Genomic DNA, 22,616 nt, shown 5'->3' on the forward strand with positions numbered 1-22,616 from the left:
CAGCACGACTCGCACGACTGCACGAAGGGGAAGCCATGACAGCGACGACCGACGGAAGCACCGGGGCCCTGCCGGCCCGCGCTGACTCGGCCAGCGAAACCGACGCACCGTTCCCGCAGGCGGCCGGGACGGTCGGCACACAAGACGCCGCCGAGCACGCCATGCGGCGCGCCACCGACTTTCTGCTGTCACGGCAGGACGCCCAGGGCTGGTGGAAGGGCGACCTGGAGACCAACGTCACCATGGACGCCGAGGACCTGCTGCTCCGCCAGTTCCTGGGGATCCGTGACGAGCGCACCACCCACGCCGCCGCCCTGTTCATCCGCGGCGAGCAGCGCGACGACGGCACCTGGGCCGCCTTCTACGGCGGGCCCGGAGAGCTCTCCACCACCATCGAGGCGTATGTGGCCCTGCGGCTGGCGGGCGACGCGCCGCACGAACCCCATATGGCGAAGGCGTCCGCGTGGATCCGTGAGCAGGGCGGAGTCGCCGCCTCCAGGGTCTTCACCCGCGTCTGGCTCGCCCTGTTCGGCTGGTGGCGGTGGGAGGACCTGCCGGAGATGCCGCCGGAGCTCATCTACTTCCCGAAGTGGATGCCGCTGAACATCTACGACTTCGGATGCTGGGCGCGTCAGACCATCGTGCCGCTCACCGTCGTCTCGGCGCTGCGCCCGGTACGGCCCGCGCCCTTCCCGCTGGACGAACTGCACACCGACGCCGACGACCCCAACCCCGCCAGGAGCCTCGCCCCGCTGGTGAGCTGGGACGGCGTCTTCCAGCGGCTCGACAAGGGGCTGCACGGCTACCGCAGGGTCGCCCCGCGCCGACTGCGCAGGGCCGCCATGAACGCGGCCGCCCGCTGGATCGTGGAGCGGCAGGAGAACGACGGCTGCTGGGGCGGCATCCAGCCCCCCGCGGTGTACTCGATCATCGCCCTGCATCTGCTCGGCTACGACCTCCAGCACCCCGTGATGCGTGAGGGCATCGCCTCACTGGACCGCTTCGCCGTGTGGCGCGACGACGGCGCCCGCATGATCGAGGCCTGCCAGTCCCCGGTGTGGGACACCTGCCTGGCGACCATCGCACTCGCCGACGCCGGAGTGCCCGCGGACCACCCGCAGCTGGTGAAGGCCGCCGAGTGGATGATCGAGGAGCAGATCGACCGGCCGGGCGACTGGTCGGTGCGCAGACCCCAGCTCCCACCGGGCGGCTGGGGTTTCGAGTTTCACAACGACAACTACCCCGACATCGACGACACCGCCGAGGTCGTGCTCGCGCTGCGCCGGGTCGGACACCGTGACCGGGAGCGGGCCGAGCAGGCCATCGCGCGCGGGGTGCGCTGGAACCTGGGCATGCAGTCGCGGAACGGCGCCTGGGCCGCCTTCGACGTCGACAACACCAGCCCGTTCCCCAACCGGCTGCCGTTCAGCGACTTCGGTGAGGTCATCGACCCGCCGTCCGCCGATGTCACCGCGCATGTCGTGGAGATGCTCGCCGTGGAGGGTCTCGCCCACGACCCGCGCACCAGGCGGGGCATCGAGTGGCTGCTGTCCGAACAGGAGGCGGACGGCTCCTGGTTCGGGCGCTGGGGCGTCAACTACGTGTACGGCACGGGCTCCGTGGTTCCCGCGCTGGTGGCCGCCGGTGTCCCCGGCGCGCATCCGGCGATCCGCCGGGCCGTCGGCTGGCTGGAGGGCGTGCAGAACAGCGACGGCGGCTGGGGCGAGGACCTGCGCTCCTACGCCTATGCCAAGGAGTGGAGCGGCCGGGGCGCCTCCACCGCCTCCCAGACGGCATGGGCGCTGCTCGCCCTGCTGGCCGCGGGGGAGAAGGAGTCCAAGGCCGTGGAGCGCGGCATCGAGTTCCTCGCCCGCACCCAGAACGAGGACGGCTCCTGGGACGAGCCCTACTTCACCGGGACCGGCTTCCCCTGGGACTTCTCCATCAACTACCACCTCTACCGGCAGGTCTTCCCGCTCACCGCGCTCGGCCGCTATGTCAACGGCGAGCCGTTCACCGGAGCCGAGGGGAGCTGATGAGCCACCAGCCCGGCCAGGCCCCGCTGCTGATCGCCTGCGCGCTCGCCATCGAGCATCTCGCCCTGCGCAGCGGCGATCACACGGGTGCCGACGGGCCCCTCACCCTGCTCCGTACGGGCATGGGACCCCGGGCGGCCGAGCGCTCGGTCACCCGGATGCTCGCCGCCCCGCACCTCGACGGGGCGGCCGTGCTCGCCACCGGCTTCTGCGCGGGTCTCGCCCCGGGGATGCACCCCGGAGACCTGGTCGTGGCAGAGGAGGCCCGGGACCCGCGCGGCACCACCCGGTGCGTGGGTACCGAGCTGCTGGTCAAGGAGCTGACCCGGGCCTTTCCCCGGCGCACCGTCCATACCGGGCCGCTCACCGGATCGGACCATGTCGTCCGAGGTCAGGAGCGGTCGGAGCTGCGCGCCACCGGGGCGATCGCGGTCGACATGGAGTCCGCGGCGACGCTGTACGGCGCCGTGCGCGCAGGGGAGCGTCCGGTTGCGGCCGTCCGGGTGGTCGTGGACGCTCCGGAACATGAACTCGTTCGTATCGGCACCCTGCGCGGTGGAATATCGGCATTCCGCGTTCTCCGTGCCGTCCTTCCGGTTTTCTTCGAATGGCACCGTTCCTTGCTGCTCCCCAGGAGGTGAGCCAGATGGCCATGCCGCTGCGTCAGACCATCAAGGTGGCGACGTATCTCTTCGAACAGAAGCTGCGCAGGCGGGACAAGTTTCCGCTCATCGTGGAACTGGAACCCCTCTACGCCTGCAATCTGAAGTGTGAGGGCTGCGGAAAGATCCAGCACCCGGCCGGGGTGCTCAAGCAGCGGATGCCGGTGGCGCAGGCCGTGGGAGCGGTCCTGGAGTCCGGTGCGCCGATGGTGTCGATCGCCGGCGGGGAACCGCTGATGCATCCGCAACTCGACGAAATCGTACGGCAGTTGGTGGAGCGCAAGAAGTATGTCTTCGTGTGCACCAACGCCCTGCTGCTCCGCAAGAAGATGGACAAGTTCACCCCGTCGCCGTACTTCGCGTTCGCGGTGCACATCGACGGACTGCGCGAGCGTCACGACGAGTCCGTGGCGAAGGAGGGCGTGTTCGACGAGGCGGTGGAGGCCATCAAGGAGGCCAAGCGGCGCGGCTTCCGGGTCACCACCAACTCGACCTTCTTCAACACGGACACCCCTCAGACCATCATCGAGGTGCTCAACTTCCTCAATGACGAGCTGAAGGTGGACGAGATGATGCTCTCGCCCGCCTACGCCTATGAGAAGGCGCCCGACCAGGAGCACTTCCTGGGTGTGGAGCAGACCCGTGAGCTGTTCAGGAAGGCCTTCGCGGGCGGCAACCGGAGCCGCTGGCGGCTCAACCACTCGCCGCTGTTCCTCGACTTCCTCGAGGGCAAGGTGGACTTCCCGTGCACGGCCTGGGCCATCCCCAACTACTCGCTCTTCGGCTGGCAGCGGCCCTGCTATCTGATGAGCGACGGGTATGTGACGACCTACCGGGAGCTGATCGAGGAGACCGACTGGGACAAGTACGGCCGTGGCAAGGACCCGCGCTGCGCCAACTGCATGGCGCACTGCGGCTATGAGCCCACCGCCGTCCTCGCCACCATGGGTTCCCTCAAGGAGTCCCTGCGGGCCGTGCGGGAGACCGTCGCCGGGAACTCCGGCACCTCCGGGAACTCCGGCACCTCCGAGAACCGCGGGTGAGGCCATGACCGCCATTCCCCTGGGCGTTCCCGAGGTGCCGGCCCGCCCGATAGCGCCGCGGCGTGTGTCGCGGCGGCTCCAGGTCGGTTCCGTGGCGGTGGGCGGGGACGCACCGGTGTCGGTGCAGTCGATGACGACGACGCGTACCTCGGACGTCGGTGCGACGCTTCAGCAGATCGCTGAGTTGACGGCGTCGGGTTGTCAGATCGTGCGGGTGGCGTGTCCGACGCAGGACGATGCGGATGCGCTGGCGGTGATCGCGGGGAAGTCGCAGATCCCGGTGATCGCGGACATTCATTTCCAGCCGAAGTATGTGTTCGCGGCGATCGAGGCGGGCTGTGCGGCGGTCCGGGTGAATCCGGGCAACATCAAGCAGTTCGACGACAAGGTCAGGGAGATCGCGAAGGCGGCCCGGGACCATGGCACTCCGATCCGGATCGGGGTGAACGCGGGGTCGTTGGACCGGCGGCTGCTGCAGAAGTACGGCAGGGCGACGCCGGAGGCTCTGGTGGAGTCGGCGCTGTGGGAGGCGTCGCTGTTCGAGGAGCATGATTTCCGGGACATCAAGATCTCGGTGAAGCACAACGACCCGGTGGTGATGGTCGAGGCCTACCGCCAGCTCGCGGCGCAGTGTGACTATCCGCTGCATCTGGGGGTGACGGAGGCGGGTCCCGCGTTCCAGGGGACGATCAAGTCGGCCGTCGCGTTCGGTGCGCTGCTGTCGCAGGGGATCGGGGACACGATCCGGGTGTCGCTGTCGGCGCCTCCGGTGGAGGAGATCAAGGTCGGTACGCAGATCCTGGAGTCGTTGGGGCTGCGTCAGCGGGGGCTGGAGATCGTGTCGTGCCCGTCCTGTGGTCGGGCGCAGGTGGATGTGTACAAGCTGGCGGAGGAGGTCACGGCGGGTCTGGAGGGCATGGAGGTGCCGCTGCGGGTCGCGGTGATGGGCTGTGTGGTCAACGGTCCCGGGGAGGCCCGGGAGGCGGATCTGGGGGTGGCCTCGGGCAACGGCAAGGGGCAGATCTTCGTCAAGGGCGAGGTGATCAGGACCGTGCCGGAGTCGAAGATCGTGGAGACCCTGATCGACGAGGCGATGAAGCTCGCCGAGCAGATGGAGAAGGACGGCGCCGCCTCCGGAACTCCTACCGTCACCACACCGGGGTCGTCCGGCGTCGTCGCCGGCTGAAGGGACGTACCAGCGACTGAGCCAGGTGCCGCGTCGGACGACGTCCGCCCGTGCAGGGGCGGCGTCCGTCGTCCGACGCGGCACCAGGAGCGCGGCAGCGGCTGTCGCGCTCCCCAGGCGGAAACGAGTGCTCGACAAGAGGGGAGGCCGGAGCGTGACGATTCTGGAGAACATCCGGGGACCACGTGACCTGAAGGCGCTGTCCGAGGCAGAGCTGACCCAACTGGCAGAGGAAATAAGGGAGTTCCTGGTTCACGCGGTCGCCAGGACGGGCGGTCATCTGGGCCCCAACCTGGGGGTGGTGGAGCTGTCCATCGCGCTCCACCGGACCTTCGAGTCACCGGTCGACCGCATCCTGTGGGACACCGGCCACCAGAGCTATGTGCACAAGCTGCTGACCGGCCGTCAGGATTTCTCCAAGCTGCGCGGCAAGGGGGGCCTTTCGGGCTATCCCTCGCGGGAGGAGTCGGAGCACGACGTCATCGAGAACAGCCATGCCTCCACCGCGCTCGGCTGGGCCGACGGGCTCGCCAAGGCCCGTCAGGTGCAGGGGGAGAAGGGGCATGTCGTCGCGGTCATCGGCGACGGAGCGCTGACCGGCGGCATGGCCTGGGAGGCGCTCAACAACATCGCCGCCGCCAAGGACCGGCCCCTGATCATCGTCGTCAACGACAACGAACGCTCTTACGCGCCCACCATAGGCGGCCTCGCCAACCATCTGGCCACCCTGCGCACCACCGACGGCTATGAGCAGGTCCTGGCCTGGGGCAAGGACATGCTGCAGCGCACCCCCGTGGTCGGCAACACCGTCTATGAGGCGCTGCACGGGGCGAAGAAGGGCTTCAAGGACGCGTTCGCGCCGCAGGGCCTCTTCGAGGACCTGGGGCTGAAGTACCTCGGCCCGATCGACGGACATGACGTCCGGGCCATGGAGTCGGCGCTGCGCCGGGCCAAGCGCTTCCACGGCCCGGTGTTGATCCACTGTCTCACCGAGAAGGGCCGCGGCTATGAGCCCGCGCTCGCCGACGAGGAGGACCACTTCCACACCGTGGGGGTGATGGACCCGCTCACCTGCGAGCCCCTGGCCCCTTCCAACGGCCCGTCGTGGACCTCGGTGTTCGGCGACGAGATCGTGCGGATCGGCGAGGAGCGCGAGGACGTGGTGGCGATCACGGCCGCCATGCTCCACCCGGTGGGCCTGGCCAGGTTCGCGGAGCGGTTCCCCGACCGGGTGTGGGACGTGGGGATCGCCGAGCAGCATGCGGCGGTGTCCGCGGCCGGTCTCGCGACCGGGGGACTGCATCCCGTGGTCGCCGTCTACGCGACCTTCCTCAACCGTGCCTTCGACCAGTTGCTCATGGATGTCGCCCTGCACCGCTGCGGGGTCACCTTCGTGCTGGACCGGGCCGGGGTCACCGGCGTCGACGGGGCGTCGCACAACGGCATGTGGGACCTGTCGGTGCTCCAGGTGGTGCCGGGGCTGAGGATCGCCGCGCCGCGCGACGCCGATCAGCTGCGGGCGCAGCTGCGGGAGGCGGTGGCGGTCGACGACGCGCCGACCCTGCTCCGCTTCCCCAAGGAGGCGGTGGGCCCGGCGATCCCGGCGGTGGACCGGGTGGGCGGCCTGGATGTGCTGCACCGCGCGGAGCGGCCCGAGGTGCTGCTGGTCGCGGTCGGCGTCATGGCCCCGGTCTGCCTCCAGGCCGCCGATCTGCTGGAGGCCAGAGGCATCGGCTGCACCGTCGTCGACCCGCGCTGGGTCAAGCCCGTGGACCCCGCGCTGCCCGGTCTGGCCACCGGGCACCGGCTGGTCGCGGTGGTCGAGGACAACAGCAGGGCCGCCGGTGTCGGCTCGGCCGTCGCGCTGGCGCTCGGCGACGCCGATGTCGACGTACCCGTACGGCGGTTCGGGATCCCGGAGCAGTTCCTCGCGCATGCCAAGCGGGGCGAGGTGCTCGCCGACATCGGGCTCACCCCGGTCGAGGTCGCGGGGCGGATCAGCGCCTGCCTGACCGCCAGGGACGAGCTCTCCAAGGAGACACAGGCATGACCATCCCCTCCGGGAAGCGGGAGTTCGACCTCGGCGCGCTGCTGGCCGAACGCGGGGCCGAGCGCTATGAGCTGCACTCCAGACATCTCAATCACCAGCTCCCGCGCATGCTCCACACCATCGGCTTCGACAAGGTCTACGAGCGGGCCGAGGGCGCCCACTTCTGGGACGCGGACGGCAACGACTATCTGGACATGCTCGCCGGCTTCGGGGTGATGGGCCTGGGCCGCCATCACCCCGTGGTCCGCCGGGCGCTGCACGACGTCCTGGACGCCCAGCTCGCCGACCTCACCCGCTTCGACTGCCCGCCGCTGCCCGGGCTGCTCGCGGAGCGGCTGCTCGCCCACAGTCCGCATCTGGAGCGGGTGTTCTTCGGCAACAGCGGGACGGAGGCGGTGGAGACCGCGCTGAAGTTCGCCCGGTACGCCACCGGGAGGCCCCGCGTCCTGTACTGCGAGCACGCCTTCCACGGGCTGACCACCGGAGCGTTGTCGGTGAACGGGGAGTCCGGCTTCCGTGACGGTTTCGCCCCGCTGCTGCCCGACACGGCGGTCCCGCTCGGCGACCTCGACGCCCTGGCACGGGAACTGGGCAAGGGGGACGTGGCGGCCCTGGTCGTCGAGCCCATCCAGGGCAAGGGCGTCCACGAAACCCCGCCCGGCTATCTGCGGGCGGCCCAGGAGCTGCTGCACCGGCACAAGGCACTGCTGATCGCGGACGAGGTGCAGACCGGCCTCGGACGGACCGGGGACTTCTACGCCTATCAGCACGAGAGCGGGGTCGAACCGGACCTGGTCTGTGTGGCCAAGGCGCTCTCCGGCGGGTATGTGCCGGTCGGCGCCACCCTCGGCAAGGAGTGGATCTTCAAGAAGGTCTACTCGTCCATGGACCGGGTGCTGGTGCACTCCGCGAGCTTCGGATCCAACGCCCAGGCCATGGCGGCCGGGCTCGCCGTCCTCTCCGTCATGGAGAACGAGGGGATCGTCGACCGTGCGCGCACCGTGGGGGACCAGCTGAGGTCCCGTCTCGCGGCGCTCGTCGACAAGTACGAGCTGCTGAGTGAGGTGCGCGGCCGGGGACTGATGATCGGGATCGAGTTCGGCAGGCCCAGTTCGCTGAAGCTGCGCGGCCGGTGGAGCATGCTCCAGGCGGCCCGCAAGGGACTGTTCGCACAGATGGTGGTCGTGCCCCTGCTGCAACGGCACCGCATCCTCACCCAGGTCTCCGGCGACCAACTGGAGGTGATCAAGCTGATCCCCCCGCTGATCGTCGACGAGCGGGACGTGGACCGGTTCGTGGAGGCGTTCACCGCGGTGATGGACGACGCACACGGCGGCGGACTGATGTGGGACTTCGGGAAGACCCTGATCAAGCAGGCGGTGGTGAACCGATAGCCGCCACGGTCCGTTCTTTGCCTCTGGGGCAATAAATTTGCCGCAGAGGCAAAGTTCGGGCTGAATGGGGAGCATGAGCTCTCCCGAGAACGAGCCCGGGCCGGTCGGAGATCTGCCCGCCGTCGCGCCGCAGCTGCGGGCGCTGCGCCGCCGTGCCGCACTCACCCTGGAGGCCGCGGCTCGTTCCGCCGGGCTCTCGCCCGCGCATCTGTCACGGCTGGAGACCGGGCAGCGCCAGCCCTCGCTGCCGATGCTGCTGGCTCTCGCCCGCGTCTATGGTACGACCGTCGCCGAACTGCTCGGCGAGACGGTCCCCGACCGGGACGCGGTGGTGCGCGCCCCCGACATGGAGCCGACCCGGGCCGGCGGCTGGACCTACTGGCAGGCCGGCGCGCCGGGCCGCGGTATGCAGGCCCTGCGCGTCCAGGTCCCGTACGGCACCCAGGGCGACATCGTGCGGGTCCACCCCGGCGAGGAGTGGCTGTATGTGCTGAACGGGCGGCTGCGGCTGCGCCTCGGCGACGCCACCCATCTGCTCGCGCCGGGCGACAGCGCGCACTACGACTCCCTCACCCCGCACCGGCTCGCGGCCGTCGACCACGGCGGCACCGAACTGCTGTTCGTTCACACCCTGTTGCAGAGCCCCAACCCCACGCTCTGTCTCGGCCCCACCCCTGGAGAAACGCCATGACCGAACAACCGGAGACCGGCCCCCGGCGCAAGGACGTGGAGGACAAGTTCCCCCGCGCCCTGTGGATCCGTCTGTTCATCTACATCGCCGTCGGCCATCTCTTCGCCGCCTTCATCTATCTGCTCTTCGAGGTGGGCGCGAAGTGACGACCGCTCCCTCGGCGGCCGGGAGCGGGACGGCTCAGTCCAGCAGCCGCTCGTGCAGCCGCTCCCGCAGCGCCGGGGTGAGCCCGAGGCCCCGCTCGAGATAGGCGTCGACACCGCCCCAGGTCTCCTCGACGGTGTCGATCGCCGCCGTCAGATACTCGGCGCGCGCGTCGAAGAGGGGACTGAGCAGCTCCATCACCTCGGGGGAGTACGCGTCGGCCGAGGAGCCGTTGCGGTGCACCCGGTAGCGGCGGTGCTTGGCATTGGACTCCAGATAGTCCGTGACGATCGCCTCGCGTTCGACCCCGAGGGCCAGGAGCGTCACCGCGATCGACAGACCCGCACGGTCCTTGCCCGCCGCACAGTGCATCAGCGCGGGCACACTGTCCTCGGCCAGCGCGCGCAGCACCCGGGAGTGCTCCGCCGTCCGCTCCCTGATGATCGCCCGATACGAGACGATCATGCGGTTGACCGCCTTGCCCTCGGCGAGATGCGTGCGCAGCTGCTCCAGATCGCCGTCCCGGACCATCTTCCAGAACTCCGCGCCGTCCGCCGGATCGGACAGCGGCAGATTCATATTGCGCACGCCCGGCAGATCGACGTCCGGGCCCTCCAGCCTCTTGTCCGCCGCATTACGGAAGTCGAAGATCGTGTGCAGGCCGAGGGAGACGAGGAACTCCGCGTCCTTCTCGGTGGCGTGCGCGAGATGACCGCTGCGGAAGAGCACCCCGTGCCGCACGCGCCGCCCGTCCACGGTCGGCAGACCGCCCACATCACGGAAGTTGCGCACCCCGGTCAGTTCGGGCTCGGTGGACGGGACCTGCTGTGTCACAAGGGCTCCTCTCGAACCGGCCGTCGGCGCTGCTCGCCGGCGGCCGTCCCACGAGGTTACGACAGGGCGACACCGGGTGATCACCGGATGCCGGGCGTCCCCCTGCAACCTGCGTCCCATGGTTGCTCCGGAGCCGTCACACCCGCGATGATGTCGAGCACTGATCGGATGTGTTCGGATCTGTGGGGTGGGGGATGCTGGAGATCGGCGCGGACCGGTGTACCTGGCTGCTGTCGGGGCCGACGAGCAGCTACGCCCTGCGGCTCACCGACGCCGGTGAACTGCTGCATCTGCACTGGGGCCCGCGGATCGCCCTCGCCGACGCCGAGGCGCTCGCCGCCCTGCCGCCCACCCCGTACCGGCCCTTCGAGTCCCCGCTCGACGGCCGTGAGGAGTACCCGGTCGAGGGCGGCCCCCGCTTCACACGCCCCGCGCTCTCCGTCCGCACCCAGGAACGCCGCGGCACCGAGTGGACCTTCGAGGGCGACGAGGCCGACGGCGGGGAACTGCGGCTGCGGTTCCGCGACGGCGGGCTACGGATCACCCTCCACTACCGGATGCGCGGGGATGTCGTCGAGCGCCGGGTGACCCTCGCCAACGACGGCCCCGCCCCTGTCGAGCTGCTGCGCGCCGACTCCGCGACCTTCACCCTGCCCGAGCGCGAGGGGTTCCGGCTCAGCCAGCTGCACGGCCGCTGGGCGGCCGAGTCCCGGCTCGTACGCTCCGGTCTCGGCTACGGCGAACAGATCATCGGCAGCCGTCGCGGCCACACCGGGCACCAGCAGCTGCCCTGGGTCGCGCTGGACACCGACGCGACCGAGGAGCACGGCGAGGTCTACGGCTGCGCCCTCGCCTGGTCGGGCAGCTGGCGGATCGCGGTGGCCCAACTCCCGGACGCACGGGTGCAGATCACCGGCGGGGCGGGACACGACGACTCGGGTCTGCTGCGCCTGGCGGCGGGCGAACACTGGACGACCCCCGTCTTCGCGGGACTGTGGAGCGACGGCGGTTTCGGGGGCGCGAGCCGCGCCTGGCACGCCTATCAGAGGGAGCATGTGGTCCCGGACGCGGACCGGGACCGGCCCGTGCTCTACAACTCCTGGGAGGCGACCGGGTTCGACATCTCCGAGGAGCAGCAGGGGACGCTCGCCCGGCGGGCGGCGGCGGTCGGCGTCGAGCTGTTCGTGGTCGACGACGGCTGGTTCGGGGCCCGCACCGGAGAGCACGCCGGGCTCGGCGACTGGCGGCCCAACCCCGACCGCTTCCCCTCCGGCCTCAAGCCGCTCGCCGACTATGTGCACGCCCTCGGCATGCGGTTCGGCATCTGGGTCGAGCCCGAGATGGTCAACCCGGACAGCCACCTCTACCGCGCACACCCCGACTGGGTGCAGCACCGGCCGGGACGGAGACGGACGGAGTTCCGCAACCAGCTGGTGCTGAACCTGGCGCGCCAGGACGTCCAGGAGTATCTGTGGGAGCAGCTCGACGGGCTGCTCTCCAGCGCCCCGATCGACTATGTGAAGTGGGACTTCAACCGCTGCTTCACCGACCCCGGCTGGCCCGGCGATCCATATCCGCAACGGATCTGGGTGGACCATGTACGGGCGCTGTACGCGCTGGTGGACCGGCTGCGGGCGGCGCACCCCCAGGTCGCCTTCGAGTCCTGCTCGGGCGGCGGCGGGCGTATCGACCTCGGGGTGCTCGGCCGCACCGACCAGGTGTGGACCTCCGACAACACCGACCCTCTCGACCGGCTCGCCATCCAGCACGGCTTCAGCCAGATCCATCCGGCCCGGGTGATGGCCGCCTGGGTCACCGACAGCCCGAACACACAGCTCAACGGCAGGGTCAGCGCGCTGCGGTTCCGGTTTGTGAGCGCCATGGCCGGGGTGCTCGGGGTCGGCGGCGACCTGATGCGCTGGACGGAGGAGGAGCTGGCCGAGGCCCGGGCCTGGGTCGAGCTCTACAAGGAGATCCGTCCGGTGGTCCAGCGCGGCGACCTCTACCGGCTGCGGCCCCCGGAGGGCGGGCTGAGCGCCGTCCAGTACGTCCTCGGCGACGAGACGGTGGTCCTGGCCTGGCTCCAGGCGCAGCACCACGGTGAGCCGGCCCCCGCGCTGCGGCTGCGCGGCCTGGACCCGGCGGCTACCTATCTGCGCCAGGGCGGGGACGTCCCCCGTGCGGACGGGACCGGGTCCGGGGAAGAGGACGAAGTGCATCGGGGAGCGGTGCTGTCGCACCACGGGCTGCGCACCGGTCTGCGGGGCGATCTCGATGCGACGGTCATCCGGCTGCGGCGCCTCTGAGGAGCTTTATTCCGGGTCGGCCCACCCGGGCCACGTGGTGTTTCTCACGGTACGTCAACCCCTGCCTACGGTCGCGTAGGTCACATCCCGGGAGGAATCATGGGCCGACGTGGCACACGATTCGAAGAATGACAGCAGATCAGTGATCGGGTCGTACGTGGCGGTGGGGGACAGCTTCACCGAGGGCGTGGGTGACCCCGGCCCGGACGGACGGTTCGTCGGCTGGGCCGACCGGTTCGCGGTGCTCCTCGCCGACCTGCGGCCCGAGGGCGACTTCGGCTACACCAATCTCGCCGTGCGCGGCAAGCTGCTCGACCAGATCGTCGCGGACCAGGTCCCGAGGGCCGTGGAGCTCGCCCCGGACCTGGTCTCGTTCTGTGCGGGCGGCAATGACATCATCCGGCCCGGCATCGACCCCGACGAGGTCGCCGAGCGTTTCGAGCGCGCCGTCGCGGCCCTCGCCTCCGCCGCTGGCACGGTGATGGTGACGACCGGCTTCGACACCCGCGGGGTACCGGTCCTCAAGCATCTGCGCGGCAAGATCGCCACCTACAACGGACATGTCCGGGCGATCGCCGACCGGTACGGCTGCCCGGTCCTCGACCTGTGGTCGCTGAAGACCGTCCAGGACCGGCGGGCCTGGGACGCCGACCGGCTCCACCTCTCGCCCGAGGGGCACACCCGGGTCGCCCTGCGGGCAGGTCATGTGCTCGGCATCGAGGTACCGGCCGACCCCGACCAGCCGTGGCCGCCGCTGCCGCCGCGCGGCGCCCTCGAGGAGCGGCGGGACGACATCCACTGGGCGCGCGAGCATCTGGTGCCGTGGATCGGGCGCCGGCTGCGCGGCGAGTCCTCCGGCGACCACGCCGTGGCGAAGGGCACCGTGTCGCCGCAGGACATCAGGTCCCGGATCGCGCAAGGCGCCTGAGCGCCGCCGTGCCCGTGGGGCATTTCCCCACAGAAGTGGTTGCGTCGAAGTGTTTCCGTAGGGCCGTCATGCGTCTGGATTTCGTGGTCAGGGGCGCACATGCCGGACAGTGCGATGGAAGCCCGTATTGCATGCCTTTGGCGTCACTCAGGGTGCCGATCCGGTCGCCGGTAACTCGTGTCATCCGTATTGCGGCTGCGGAGGGAAGGGCCTAAACCTCACTGACCGGGAAAAAGCTCCACAGATCCTGTTCCACACCTGGCGTGACAGCTTCCTGCAAGTGCCGTGGTCCTCGAAGGAATCGCGTGTTAAAGTCCCTTGACTTAATAGGCTGTTAATTGCGAGGCGATTATGCACGAACGCGAATTGCGCGCTTTTGTCGCGATTGCCGAAATAGGCCGAATGGACCTTGCGGCCAAGCAGCTCGGATATTCGCAACCCGCTATTAGTTATCAGATCATATGCCTTGAGCGGTCTCTGGGCATCAAGCTGTTCACTCGAAATTCGGGGGGCACCACTCTGACTCGTGAAGGGCAGATGATTTTGTCCTCGGCACGCGCGACGTTGATGCTGATAGACAATATCAAGAGAGAATGTCTGGAATTCAGCAGAGTGCCCGTGGCCGTCACGGCCGTGTAGCCGGGCCCCGATCCGGATCCGCGTGACCGCCTGGATCCCGGAGTGCCGACTCGACCGCTGCCCCGGTCGGTCGGTCACCGCTGCCGTCCCGCCGACACGTCGGCGTGTCCGGCGTCCTCTCACCGCCCGCCGGCACCTGCGCGGCGACGGACGCACGGTCTCCCGGAGCGGGCATCAGGTGATGTCGTCCATGCTTATACAAAGGGAGAACAGTGGCGCAGGGGGAGAAGGAAATCGTCGTGGTGAGCGCGGCCTCGGCCGTGCGGGACCGCGGCACCGTGGTGATATCGGGGTTGGCGAGCGACGCACACACCTGGAACCTGGTCTACCTTCAGCTGCTCATCGAGGAACTCGGCTACGACGTGGTCAACCTCGGGCCCTGTGTGCCGGATGATGTGCTGGTCGACGAATGCCGCCGGATCGATCCGGTGCTGCTCGTCATCGGCAGTGTCAACGGGCACGGCTGCACCGACGGCCTGCGGGTGGTGGCGCGGCTGCGCGCCTGCCCGGAGCTGGCCGCCACTCCGATGGTGATCGGAGGCAAGCTCACGGTGTCCGACGAGAACGTGGAGCGTCACGCCCGGGCACTGGCGGAGGCGGGCTTCGACGCGGTCTTCCCCGACCAGTCGTCGGACCCGGCCGACTTCACGGCGTTCATCGCCTCGCTCCCGGCCGCCTCGCTCTCCGACGCTTCGCTCTCTGCCGCCTCGCTTCCTGCCACTTCGCTTCCTGCCACTTCGCTTCCGGCCGCTCCGCTTCCGGCCCTGAGTGCCGGGAGACCCGAGTGAGCGCCCTGGTGCCGGACGGGCCCATGCCCGCGCAGCCGGGATTCGGCGCGTTCGTCCGTGCGCGGGCGAACGCCGGTGCCCTTGTGGTGCAGCCGCGGATGGGCTTCGGCGATCCGGAGCGGATGAGGGAGGGGCTGGCGGCCACCAAGGCGGCGCGGGGGCACACCGTCGGCACACTGACCCTGGACAGCTACACCAGGGTGGGGGATCTGGCCGCGGCCGAGCACGCACTGCGTGAGGACGTGCCGCTCAACGGCTACCCGATCGTCAGCCACAGCGACGCCACGACCCGGGCGATGCTGGCCGGTGTCAGGGACGCCGGCTTCCCCGTGCAGGTACGGCACGGATCGGCGCTGCCCCAGCACATCTTCCGCAAACTGATCGCCCTCGGCCTGGACGCGACCGAGGGCGGGCCCGTGTCCTACTGCCTGCCCTACGGACGCACCCCGCTGGCCGCATCGGTCGAGGCCTGGCGGCAGTGCACCGAAATCTTCTCCCAGCTGCGCGGCCAGGACGCCGAACCACATCTGGAGACCTTCGGCGGCTGCATGATGGGCCAGTTGTGCCCACCCAGCCAGCTGGTGGCACTGAGCGTGCTGGAGGCATTCTTCTTCCGTGCGTACGGGTGCCGCAGCATCTCGGTGAGCTACGCCCAGCAGACCCATGCCGGCCAGGACGCCGAGGCGGTGTTCGCGCTGCGCCGACTGTGCGATGCGCTGCTGCCCGATGTGGACTGGCATGTGGTCATCTATGCCTATATGGGGGTGTATCCGGTCACCGATGCCGGGGCGTACCGGCTGCTGGGTCAGGCCGCCGAGCTGGCCGTGCGGACCGGCTCCGAGCGGCTGATCGTCAAGACGGTCGCCGAGTCACGGCGGATCCCCACCGTCGCGGAGAACGTGGCGGCCCTGGAGTTCGCGGCCCGAGCCGCCGAGGCGACCCGTGCGGCGCCCGATCCGGGCACGGACACCCAGACATACGCCGAAGCGCTGGCGCTGGTCGAAGGGGTGCTGAACCTGCACCCGGATCCGGCTCGCGCTCTGCTGCTGGCGTTCGAACGCGGCTATCTGGACATCCCGTACTGCGTGCATCCGGACAACCGGGGCCGCACCCGCAGCCGGCTCGACGGGGAGGGCAGGCTGTGCTGGGCTCAGACCGGCGCGCTGCCGCTGTCGCATCTGGTGCCGAACGGCCAGGGCCGCGCGGTGAGCGCGGCGGGTCTGCTGGCGGACCTCTCCTATATGAGGGACAAGGCCGACCGGGAGGCGATCCAGCACCGTGCCCCCGCCGCGGTGGCGGCCTCCGACCTGCGGTGACGGGTCCGGCCGCGCCTGCCGTCAGTGGCGGCAGGCGCGGCCGGACATCGGTGACGGCGCAGGCCCGGTCCGGCATCCGGCGTCGATCGTCGGCAGGGCGGGACAGGCGTGATGCCTCAGACCGGGTCCGCGGCCGGCTCGGGCCAGCCGACGAACTGCCGGCGGCCGTACAGCAGCGGTGCTCCGACGGCACAGTCGGTGCCGAACACCTCGCCGAAGACCACGACATGGTCACCGACGACCTTGGCGTCCGCCACCCGGCAGGCGGCGAACGCCACGATGTCCTCGCCGAGGCGGGGGAGTCCGGCGCTGCCGACCGGTTGCCAGGGCACCCGCTCGAAATGGCTCAGTGAGGAGTCGGCGAACAGGCGGGCGACCGGGCTCGCGCCGACGCCGAGCAGATTCACCCCGAAGTAGCCATGGGCGCACAACGCGCCGAGCGTCTTGCTGGTGACCGACAGACAGACGGACAGAACGGGCGGACGCAGGCTGACGCTCGAGAGGGAGGAGCAAGTCATACCGCGCGGCCGGCCGTCCTCGTCGACGGTGGTGACCACGGACACGCCGGTCGGGAAGGAGCTCATGAACGCGCGGTACGCCTCGGCGTCGACCGGACTCGGCTCCATATCCATCCCCTTCGTAGCTCCAGCCCGTCCCGCTCCGGGATCAGCGGCCCTGCTCGCGTTCCCGCCATGCCTGCCTGAGCCGGTCGAGATGGTCCAGGCCGGACAGCACCTCGTCGGGCTCCACCCCGAAGTCGATCAGGCAGGCGATCTCGTCCACCCCGATCTCGTGGAGCGCCTCGCACATCCGCAGACCGTCCTCGACCGTGCCGAACAGGCCGCTGGTGTCGAAATAGCGGTCGAACGCCTGACCGACCAGGAAGTCGATGTCCGCCGGGCTCATCTTGTTGAGATCCAGCGCGACCGCGTTCGCGCCCGCCGCCTTGGCGGCATGGATGACCAGGTCGAAGGAGCTGGCCAGATACTTGCTGAACGGCTCGCGGACCGTCTGCCGCACCTTCTCCCGGTCCGTGCCGATGAAGGTGTGCAGCATGAGCGCGACATGTCCGTCGCCCTCGGTCTCGTCGTGGTGGTCGCGGAAGGCCTGCCGGTATTCGCCGATCCGCTTCTCCAGCACATCGATGCCCTGACCCAGCAGATGGGTCAGCACACCGGCGCCCATCTCGCCGGCTTCGCGGAAGGTCTGCGGATTGCCCGCGCTGGTCAGCCAGACCGGCAGTTCCGGCTGCACCGGCGGTGGGAAGACCGTCAAGGTGACGGTCTCACCCGCGCCGTCGACGAAGGTCGCGGGCTCCTGCCGCCAGAGGCCCCGGATCGCCTCGATCGAGTCGACCAGTCCTGATCTGCGGGTCGGATAGCCCTCCGGGCGCAGTACGAAGTCGGCGGCGTGCCAACCGGAGGCGAAGGCGATGCCCACCCTCCCCTTGGAGAGGTTGTCGACGACGGACCACTCCTCGGCGATGCGCACCGGGTGGTGCAGCGGGGCCACCACACTGCCGGCCCGCACCGCGACTTTCTCGGTGACCGCGGCCACCGCGGCGCCGGTCACCGCCGGATTCGGATACAGGCCGCCGAACGCATGGAAGTGGCGTTCAGGGGTCCACACCGATGCGAAATCGTGGGTGTCGGCGAACTTGGCTCCCTCGATCAGCAGTCGATATCTGTCGCCGGCGTCCTCGTTGTCGTTCGCGAAGTAGAAAAGGCCGAAATCCATGGCGCCTCCAGCCATCAGCGCGTGCGGTCGGTGGCCGAGCGAAATACCGAGTAGAGCCGGATTCTGTCAGCCTGTCGCACGCAGCTTAGTCAAGATGAAAATCCGCTCCGGACCAGTTAGAAAACTCTGTGGCCGGGCTTGAAATATGGTGTCGTGGACCGTAGGCGGCGGTTTCACCGCAGGAGTCCGGCGCGGCCGTGGGCCCGCACCGCGGCCGGAACGGCGAGAGCGATGAGCAGCACACAGAAACCGATCGCGAGCGGCGCCGCATGACGGTCGGGGAAGCCCGCGGCGACCATGGTGTCCTGATGGCCCAGCAGATCCCGCACCGCGCTGTTCACCGCGGTCACCGGATTCCAGCCGACCAGTTCACGCAGCCAGCCGGGCAGGCCGTCCGGCGGTACGAACGCATTGGACAGGAACGTCACCGGCAGCAGGCACACCGGTACGACCGAGGTGACCGCCTCGGCGTTGCGGACGGTGAGACCCAGCAGGATCCCCAGGCACGAACATCCCATGGCCAGCAGCAGTTCCAGGCCCACCGCGGCCAGCGCCGCCGTCGGCCGCAGGCCGTCGGCCCAGCCCGCGGCCCAGGCGGCGGGCACCACACCGGCCATCGCCGCCACCACGGGCAGCGAGTCCACCACGATCCGTCCGAGCAGGATCGCCGTACGGTCGACCGGAAGCGAGCGGAGCCGGTCGAACATGCCGTCCTGAAGGTCGTCGACCACGCCCAGCGCGGACACCGCGGTCGTCGAGACGGCGATCGAGGTGACCACGCCCGCCGACACAAAGGCACCGTAGGGCCCTCCACCGGGGACCCGCATGCTGCCGCCGAACAGGATCCCGAGGCCGAGCACCATCGCGACCGGCATCACGGTGAACCCGATCAGCTTCTCCGGCAGCCGCAGCAGATGCCGAAGATGCCGGCCGGCTATCGCCCGTACGTCGCCGAGGAACTCCGCCATGTCGCCGAGGGCCGGTCAGGCGTGCCCGGCGAGCAGGATCCGGTGCATCGGGGTGTCCAGCACCGCGACCCGCCGCAGACCCGCCGAGGCCAGCCAGCGGTCGTAGTCGTCCAGCAGGAAGGCGTCGCCGCCGCCGGTCGCCAGCATGGACGCGGCGAACAGCATCGCGAACCGGTCCTGGATCGACTTGGCGTCCTTCTCGTCGGTGACCAGATGGTCGGCGATGCAGACCAGACCGTCCTTCGACAGCGCCTCCTTGGACCTGCGCAGCAGCTCCTGCGCCGACTCGGGGGTCTGGAGATGGAAGATGTTGACGAAGACCAGCAGATCGTGGTCGGAGCCCCAGCTCTCGGTCCAGAAGTCGCGCACCTGGACGTCGAACCGGTCGGCGACACCGAGCCGTTCGGCCTGCGCCCTGGCGATCGGGGCGATGTTCGGGGCCTCCAGGCCGGTGGCCCGCCACCCGGGGAACGCCCGCAGCAGCAGCTGGCTGTACAGGCCGGTGCCGCAGCCGATGTCCAGCACGGAGGCCGGTCGGTCCGTGGGCCACTCCAGCGTCTCGAAGCCGCCGCGCAGCGCCTCCACGATCGGCGGCGCCCAGAAGTTGATGCCGCGCACCAGGGACTCGTAGTTGTGCTCGGTGATCTGGTTCAGCTGGAGACTGCCGGTCTCGTCGCGGTTGTCGCGGCGCACCGCGTCGGCCAGGTTGCGCCAGGAGTGCCAGGCCAGCTGCCGGTCGTACTCGATCTTGCCGACCAGGCTGAACAGCCCGCCGGGCAGCAGGCATTCGTGCATCTCCTCCGACATCCGGTAGAGGGCCGGACCGGCGTCGGCGGGGATTCGGTCGACGATGTCGTAGGCGTAGAGACCGTCCATCAGCACCCGCATCGCCCGCTGTTCGGCGTCACACGCCGTGGCGAGCTGGTCGCTGGTCTTCGGCCCCGTGCTCAGCTCGGCGAACACGCCGAGGTCGTGCGCGGCCTCGATGACGCCGGGCGCCCAGAGCGAGATCAGGTGCTCGTAGATCCGGTGGGCCGAGTGCACGACCTTGCCGGCACCCCGCCAGTCGGGCAGCAGCGCGTTGTCCACGAGCGGGCGGATGTTGAGCTCCGGCGCGGGCGTGTCGTCCGTCTCGAAGTCGGCGGGCGTGGTGACGCCTGGCGTCATCGCAGTGCTCCTTTGGGGATAGGCGGCGCCGTGTCGGGCGAACGGTTCACCGGGCTGCTGCGGTCTGGTACCTACGGGCGGCGAGCGGCATGGCCAGCGCGATCATCACCACGATGAGGACCACGGCGACGGGGATCGGGTGGACCGAGGGGAAGGAGGTGTCACCCACGGAGGTGGGATTGCCGAACAGATCGCGCAGCGCCCCGACCACGGCCGACAGCGGGTTCCAGACCGCGATGGCGCGCAGCCAGCCGGGCAGCCCGCTGAGCGGGATGAAGGCGCTGGACAGGAAGGTGAGCGGCATCATGACCATGGACATCACCGCACTGACCGCCTCGACGTTGCGCAGCGAAAGACCGAGCAGCGCGCCGAGCCAGGCGGCGCCGAGGCCCAGCAGCAGGAGGATGCCGAAGGCGGCCAGGAGGTGCGTGGCGCCGGTGTGCACCCGCCAGCCGATCAGATAGCCGACCGCGGCCATCACTACGATGGCGATCGAGGACAGCAGCAGATCGGAGACGGTACGCCCGATCAGTACGGCGTAGCGGGACATGGGAAGCGAACGGAACCGGTCGACCAGGCCGTTGCGCAGGTCGTCGACCACGCCGACCGCGGTGGTCTGCAGGTTGGCCAGCATGACCTGGGCGAAGATGCCGGCCATGATGTACTCACGGTAGTTGCCGCCCTCGACCTGCATGGCGCTGCCGAACAGGAATCCGAAGACGATCACATACATCACCGGCATCAGCGTCACGCTCAGCAGCCGCTCCGGCACCCGGGTCAGATGCCGCAGATGGCGGCCCACCAGGGCGAGGGAATCGCTCAGGAACTCGCTCATGTCGCCGCTCCTTCGGTCACCGGCTGCGCCGTGGGGCCGGTGAGGGACAGGAAGACCTCGTCCATCGACGGACGGCTGAGCCGGAAGTCGGCCACGGCGATCCCGGCCCGGGTCAGTTCGGTGGCCACCGTCGCGATGCCGCCGACGCCTTCGGTCATCGGCACCGAGACGGTCTTTTTCTCCTCGTCCACGAGCGGCTCGTCGACGCCGAACCGGCTGAGCACCTTCGTCAGTACGACGAGGTCGTCCGCGGAGGCGGCGGTGACCCGCAGCCGGTCGTCGCCCACCCGGTCCTTCAACTCGTCGGGGGTGCCTTCGGCGACCACCGCGCCGTCGTTCAACACGGCTATATGGTCGGCGAGTTGGTCGGCCTCTTCGAGGTACTGGGTGGTCAGCAGCACGGTGACACCACGGCTCACCTGGCTGCGGATCACCTCCCACAGGGTCAGCCGGCTGGTCAGATCGAGCCCGGTGGTCGGTTCGTCGAGGAACAGCACCGGCGGCTCGGCGATCAGGCTGGCGGCGAGGTCCAGCCTGCGCCGCATGCCGCCGGAGTAGGTCTTCACCGGACGGCCGGCCGCGTCGGTCAGGTCGAGCCGCTCGAGCAGCTCGTCCGCCCTGGCCCGGGTGGCGGCCCGGCCGAGGTGATAGAGGGTGCCGATCAGCCGGAGGTTCTCCCGGCCGGTCAGGCGTTCGTCCACCGCCGCGTACTGTCCGGTCAGCCCGATGTGCCGGCGTACCTCTTTCGCCTGGCGGCGCACGTCGAATCCGGCCACACTCGCCTCGCCGCCGTCCGCGGAGAGCAGGGTGGCCAGGATGCGCACGGTCGTGGTCTTCCCGGCGCCGTTGGGGCCGAGCAGCCCGAACACCGTGCCGGCGGGGACCGACAGGTCGACACCGTTCAGCGCGTCTTTGACCTGCTTTCCACCATAACGTTTGCTCAGCCCCTCGGCCCGAATTGCAATGTCCACGCATTCACCCCCATACGCTAAAGTCCGCTGATCGCGGATCAACGGTTCAGATCGGACAACGCCGGGTTTCCTGCGAGGACAGAGAACTCCAACGGTTCACCGGCTGCGTCGGTTGTCGCATCGGCGCCGCCGACGCTAGCAGCGACATGTCCGGAACCGGATCTCTCATCGAAAACTCCGATACGCACCAGGTTCGTGCCTTCGTACCCGGTGATACCGTTCCCGCGGTGTGCCCGGGCCTCGAGACAAGGATTTGAATGGTGCATGAAACCTTAATTCCAGGCGGACATGGCGAGAATTCGCGTGGTCTGGATCAGCGAGCCGAACTGCCGCCTCGGCCGGTCTGGGTTCACCTGGCTTTCGCTTTCACGATTCTCTTCATGCTGCTGCATGTGTACTGGGCGGTGGGCGGCACCTGGGGGCTGCCGCTGCTTGCGAAGCACGACAAGTCAGCGGTGCAGGCGGTCAACTGGGTGGTCAGCGCCATCATGGTGTTCGGCGCGCTCTTCGTCCTCGCGCTGAAACGCCGGACGGGCGGGCGGATGCGCGCCTGGGTGCTGCTGGTGCCGATCTGGACCGCGGCGGTGGTGTGCATCTCCCACGCCCTCTACGGCTTCTTCACCAAGGCCCTCTATCTGAGCGGACGGCACGGCGCGGTCGACTTCCCGGTCGTGCCCGGTGTCGGCGCGGCGGAGGCGGCCGAGGCCAACCATCTCTCGGCCGTGCAGGACCTCCTGGTGTTCGAGCCGTGCTTCCTGGTCCAGGGCGTGGTGCTGGCCCTGGCCGCCTGGCAGTTCATCCGCACCGGGGACGGCCGCCGCAGGTGGTGGACGTCGCTGGTGGTGGGCGTCCTGGTGATCGATGTGTTCGGCGCGCTGCTCTCGCTCGCCGGTATGCGCTTCGCGGTGTCCTGACCACCCC

21 protein-coding genes are annotated in these 22,616 nt (G+C 69.5%); 14 read left to right on the plus strand and 7 right to left on the minus strand.

Annotation, left to right across the window (positions count from 1 at the left end; genetic code table 11):
- The first annotated feature begins 35 nt into the window (after positions 1 to 35).
- The 8 genes from shc to CP978_RS29020 all read left to right on the plus strand — a co-directional run bounded on the left by shc (position 36) and on the right by CP978_RS29020 (position 9,208).
- The gene (gene shc / locus CP978_RS28985) at positions 36 to 2,036 is read left to right on the plus strand and encodes a squalene--hopene cyclase (RefSeq protein WP_043445675.1); all 2,001 of its coding nucleotides are present in this window, start codon (positions 36 to 38) and stop codon (positions 2,034 to 2,036) included.
- On the plus strand, positions 2,036 to 2,677 hold the full coding sequence (locus CP978_RS28990) for a phosphorylase family protein (protein WP_150478334.1): 642 nt from the start codon (positions 2,036 to 2,038) through the stop codon (positions 2,675 to 2,677). The genes shc and CP978_RS28990 overlap by 1 nt, the downstream gene beginning before the upstream one ends.
- Positions 2,678 to 2,682: 5 nt before the next feature.
- A complete protein-coding gene (gene hpnH, locus CP978_RS28995) occupies positions 2,683 to 3,741 on the plus strand; it encodes an adenosyl-hopene transferase HpnH (protein WP_043445678.1) in 1,059 nt (352 codons plus the stop codon).
- A gap of 4 nt (positions 3,742 to 3,745) precedes the next feature.
- Complete coding sequence (gene ispG, locus CP978_RS29000) at positions 3,746 to 4,927, plus strand: flavodoxin-dependent (E)-4-hydroxy-3-methylbut-2-enyl-diphosphate synthase (RefSeq protein ID WP_043445681.1); 1,182 nt, start codon at positions 3,746 to 3,748, stop codon at positions 4,925 to 4,927.
- A gap of 154 nt (positions 4,928 to 5,081) precedes the next feature.
- On the plus strand, positions 5,082 to 6,977 hold the full coding sequence (gene dxs, locus CP978_RS29005) for a 1-deoxy-D-xylulose-5-phosphate synthase (RefSeq protein ID WP_043449751.1): 1,896 nt from the start codon (positions 5,082 to 5,084) through the stop codon (positions 6,975 to 6,977).
- Entirely contained in the window at positions 6,974 to 8,371 is a 1,398-nt protein-coding gene (locus tag CP978_RS29010) for an aspartate aminotransferase family protein (RefSeq protein WP_043445684.1), read from the plus strand. Before dxs ends, CP978_RS29010 begins: the two co-directional genes overlap by 4 nt.
- 73 nt (positions 8,372 to 8,444) lie before the next feature.
- Entirely contained in the window at positions 8,445 to 9,062 is a 618-nt protein-coding gene (locus CP978_RS29015; protein ID WP_043445687.1) for a helix-turn-helix domain-containing protein, read from the plus strand.
- Positions 9,059 to 9,208: a DUF6126 family protein gene (locus tag CP978_RS29020; protein WP_052454348.1), complete on the plus strand. Its 150-nt coding sequence runs from the start codon at positions 9,059 to 9,061 to the stop codon at positions 9,206 to 9,208. Before CP978_RS29015 ends, CP978_RS29020 begins: the two co-directional genes overlap by 4 nt.
- 34 nt (positions 9,209 to 9,242) lie before the next feature.
- Here CP978_RS29020 and CP978_RS29025 read toward each other — a convergent pair whose 3' ends face one another.
- Positions 9,243 to 10,040, minus strand: coding sequence for a tyrosine-protein phosphatase (locus CP978_RS29025; protein WP_043445690.1), 798 nt, complete (start codon positions 10,038 to 10,040; stop codon positions 9,243 to 9,245).
- Positions 10,041 to 10,234: 194 nt separating this feature from the next.
- On the opposite strand from CP978_RS29025, the gene CP978_RS29030 reads away from it, so the two are divergent.
- From CP978_RS29030 to CP978_RS29050, 5 genes are all read left to right on the plus strand, one after another.
- A complete protein-coding gene (locus CP978_RS29030; protein WP_043445692.1) occupies positions 10,235 to 12,346 on the plus strand; it encodes an alpha-galactosidase in 2,112 nt (703 codons plus the stop codon).
- A 142-nt stretch (positions 12,347 to 12,488) separates the two neighbouring features.
- A complete protein-coding gene (locus CP978_RS29035; protein ID WP_043445695.1) occupies positions 12,489 to 13,274 on the plus strand; it encodes an SGNH/GDSL hydrolase family protein in 786 nt (261 codons plus the stop codon).
- A 351-nt stretch (positions 13,275 to 13,625) separates the two neighbouring features.
- The gene (locus tag CP978_RS29040) at positions 13,626 to 13,913 is read left to right on the plus strand and encodes a LysR family transcriptional regulator (RefSeq protein ID WP_079162355.1); all 288 of its coding nucleotides are present in this window, start codon (positions 13,626 to 13,628) and stop codon (positions 13,911 to 13,913) included.
- A gap of 212 nt (positions 13,914 to 14,125) precedes the next feature.
- The gene (locus CP978_RS29045) at positions 14,126 to 14,701 is read left to right on the plus strand and encodes a cobalamin B12-binding domain-containing protein (protein WP_311775046.1); all 576 of its coding nucleotides are present in this window, start codon (positions 14,126 to 14,128) and stop codon (positions 14,699 to 14,701) included.
- A 23-nt stretch (positions 14,702 to 14,724) separates the two neighbouring features.
- Complete coding sequence (locus CP978_RS29050; RefSeq protein WP_052454636.1) at positions 14,725 to 16,017, plus strand: methylaspartate mutase; 1,293 nt, start codon at positions 14,725 to 14,727, stop codon at positions 16,015 to 16,017.
- Between the two features lie 116 nt (positions 16,018 to 16,133).
- On the opposite strand, the gene CP978_RS29055 is transcribed toward CP978_RS29050, so the two are convergent.
- The 6 genes from CP978_RS29055 to CP978_RS29080 all read right to left on the minus strand — a co-directional run bounded on the left by CP978_RS29055 (position 16,134) and on the right by CP978_RS29080 (position 21,695).
- Entirely contained in the window at positions 16,134 to 16,643 is a 510-nt protein-coding gene (locus CP978_RS29055) for a flavin reductase family protein (RefSeq protein ID WP_043445697.1), read from the minus strand.
- A 40-nt stretch (positions 16,644 to 16,683) separates the two neighbouring features.
- Positions 16,684 to 17,754, minus strand: a complete 1,071-nt coding sequence (locus CP978_RS29060) for a MupA/Atu3671 family FMN-dependent luciferase-like monooxygenase (RefSeq protein WP_043445700.1) — start codon at positions 17,752 to 17,754, stop codon at positions 16,684 to 16,686.
- Between the two features lie 173 nt (positions 17,755 to 17,927).
- Positions 17,928 to 18,722: an ABC transporter permease gene (locus CP978_RS29065; RefSeq protein WP_043445703.1), complete on the minus strand. Its 795-nt coding sequence runs from the start codon at positions 18,720 to 18,722 to the stop codon at positions 17,928 to 17,930.
- 15 nt (positions 18,723 to 18,737) lie between these two features.
- Positions 18,738 to 19,889, minus strand: coding sequence for a class I SAM-dependent methyltransferase (locus tag CP978_RS29070; protein WP_043445705.1), 1,152 nt, complete (start codon positions 19,887 to 19,889; stop codon positions 18,738 to 18,740).
- A gap of 46 nt (positions 19,890 to 19,935) precedes the next feature.
- Positions 19,936 to 20,724: an ABC transporter permease gene (locus CP978_RS29075; protein ID WP_043445708.1), complete on the minus strand. Its 789-nt coding sequence runs from the start codon at positions 20,722 to 20,724 to the stop codon at positions 19,936 to 19,938.
- Positions 20,721 to 21,695, minus strand: coding sequence for a daunorubicin resistance protein DrrA family ABC transporter ATP-binding protein (locus CP978_RS29080; protein ID WP_043445711.1), 975 nt, complete (start codon positions 21,693 to 21,695; stop codon positions 20,721 to 20,723). The genes CP978_RS29075 and CP978_RS29080 overlap by 4 nt, the downstream gene beginning before the upstream one ends.
- A 380-nt stretch (positions 21,696 to 22,075) precedes the next feature.
- Here CP978_RS29080 and CP978_RS29085 point away from each other — a divergent pair, with 380 nt between their 5' ends.
- Entirely contained in the window at positions 22,076 to 22,609 is a 534-nt protein-coding gene (locus tag CP978_RS29085) for a DUF3995 domain-containing protein (protein ID WP_170307434.1), read from the plus strand.
- Positions 22,610 to 22,616 lie beyond the last annotated feature (7 nt).

The organism is Streptomyces nodosus (assembly GCF_008704995.1).
In the GTDB taxonomy this organism is placed as follows: Bacteria; Actinomycetota; Actinomycetes; order Streptomycetales; family Streptomycetaceae; genus Streptomyces; species Streptomyces nodosus.

What these genes read in the sequence shown, in the direction of transcription:
- shc (WP_043445675.1), top strand. Translation starts at nt 36, where the DNA reads ATGACAGCGACGACCGACGGAAGCACCGGGGCCCTGCCGGCCCGCGCT.
- CP978_RS28990 (WP_150478334.1), top strand. Translation starts at nt 2,036, where the DNA reads ATGAGCCACCAGCCCGGCCAGGCCCCGCTGCTGATCGCCTGCGCGCTC.
- hpnH (WP_043445678.1), top strand. Translation starts at nt 2,683, where the DNA reads ATGGCCATGCCGCTGCGTCAGACCATCAAGGTGGCGACGTATCTCTTC.
- ispG (WP_043445681.1), top strand. Translation starts at nt 3,746, where the DNA reads ATGACCGCCATTCCCCTGGGCGTTCCCGAGGTGCCGGCCCGCCCGATA.
- CP978_RS29010 (WP_043445684.1), top strand. Translation starts at nt 6,974, where the DNA reads ATGACCATCCCCTCCGGGAAGCGGGAGTTCGACCTCGGCGCGCTGCTG.
- CP978_RS29015 (WP_043445687.1), top strand. Translation starts at nt 8,445, where the DNA reads ATGAGCTCTCCCGAGAACGAGCCCGGGCCGGTCGGAGATCTGCCCGCC.
- CP978_RS29020 (WP_052454348.1), top strand. Translation starts at nt 9,059, where the DNA reads ATGACCGAACAACCGGAGACCGGCCCCCGGCGCAAGGACGTGGAGGAC.
- CP978_RS29030 (WP_043445692.1), top strand. Translation starts at nt 10,235, where the DNA reads ATGCTGGAGATCGGCGCGGACCGGTGTACCTGGCTGCTGTCGGGGCCG.
- CP978_RS29040 (WP_079162355.1), top strand. Translation starts at nt 13,626, where the DNA reads ATGCACGAACGCGAATTGCGCGCTTTTGTCGCGATTGCCGAAATAGGC.
- CP978_RS29050 (WP_052454636.1), top strand. Translation starts at nt 14,725, where the DNA reads ATGCCCGCGCAGCCGGGATTCGGCGCGTTCGTCCGTGCGCGGGCGAAC.
- CP978_RS29055 (WP_043445697.1), bottom strand. Translation starts at nt 16,643, where the DNA reads ATGGAGCCGAGTCCGGTCGACGCCGAGGCGTACCGCGCGTTCATGAGC.
- CP978_RS29060 (WP_043445700.1), bottom strand. Translation starts at nt 17,754, where the DNA reads ATGGATTTCGGCCTTTTCTACTTCGCGAACGACAACGAGGACGCCGGC.
- CP978_RS29065 (WP_043445703.1), bottom strand. Translation starts at nt 18,722, where the DNA reads ATGGCGGAGTTCCTCGGCGACGTACGGGCGATAGCCGGCCGGCATCTT.
- CP978_RS29070 (WP_043445705.1), bottom strand. Translation starts at nt 19,889, where the DNA reads ATGACGCCAGGCGTCACCACGCCCGCCGACTTCGAGACGGACGACACG.
- CP978_RS29075 (WP_043445708.1), bottom strand. Translation starts at nt 20,724, where the DNA reads ATGAGCGAGTTCCTGAGCGATTCCCTCGCCCTGGTGGGCCGCCATCTG.
- CP978_RS29085 (WP_170307434.1), top strand. Translation starts at nt 22,076, where the DNA reads ATGCTGCTGCATGTGTACTGGGCGGTGGGCGGCACCTGGGGGCTGCCG.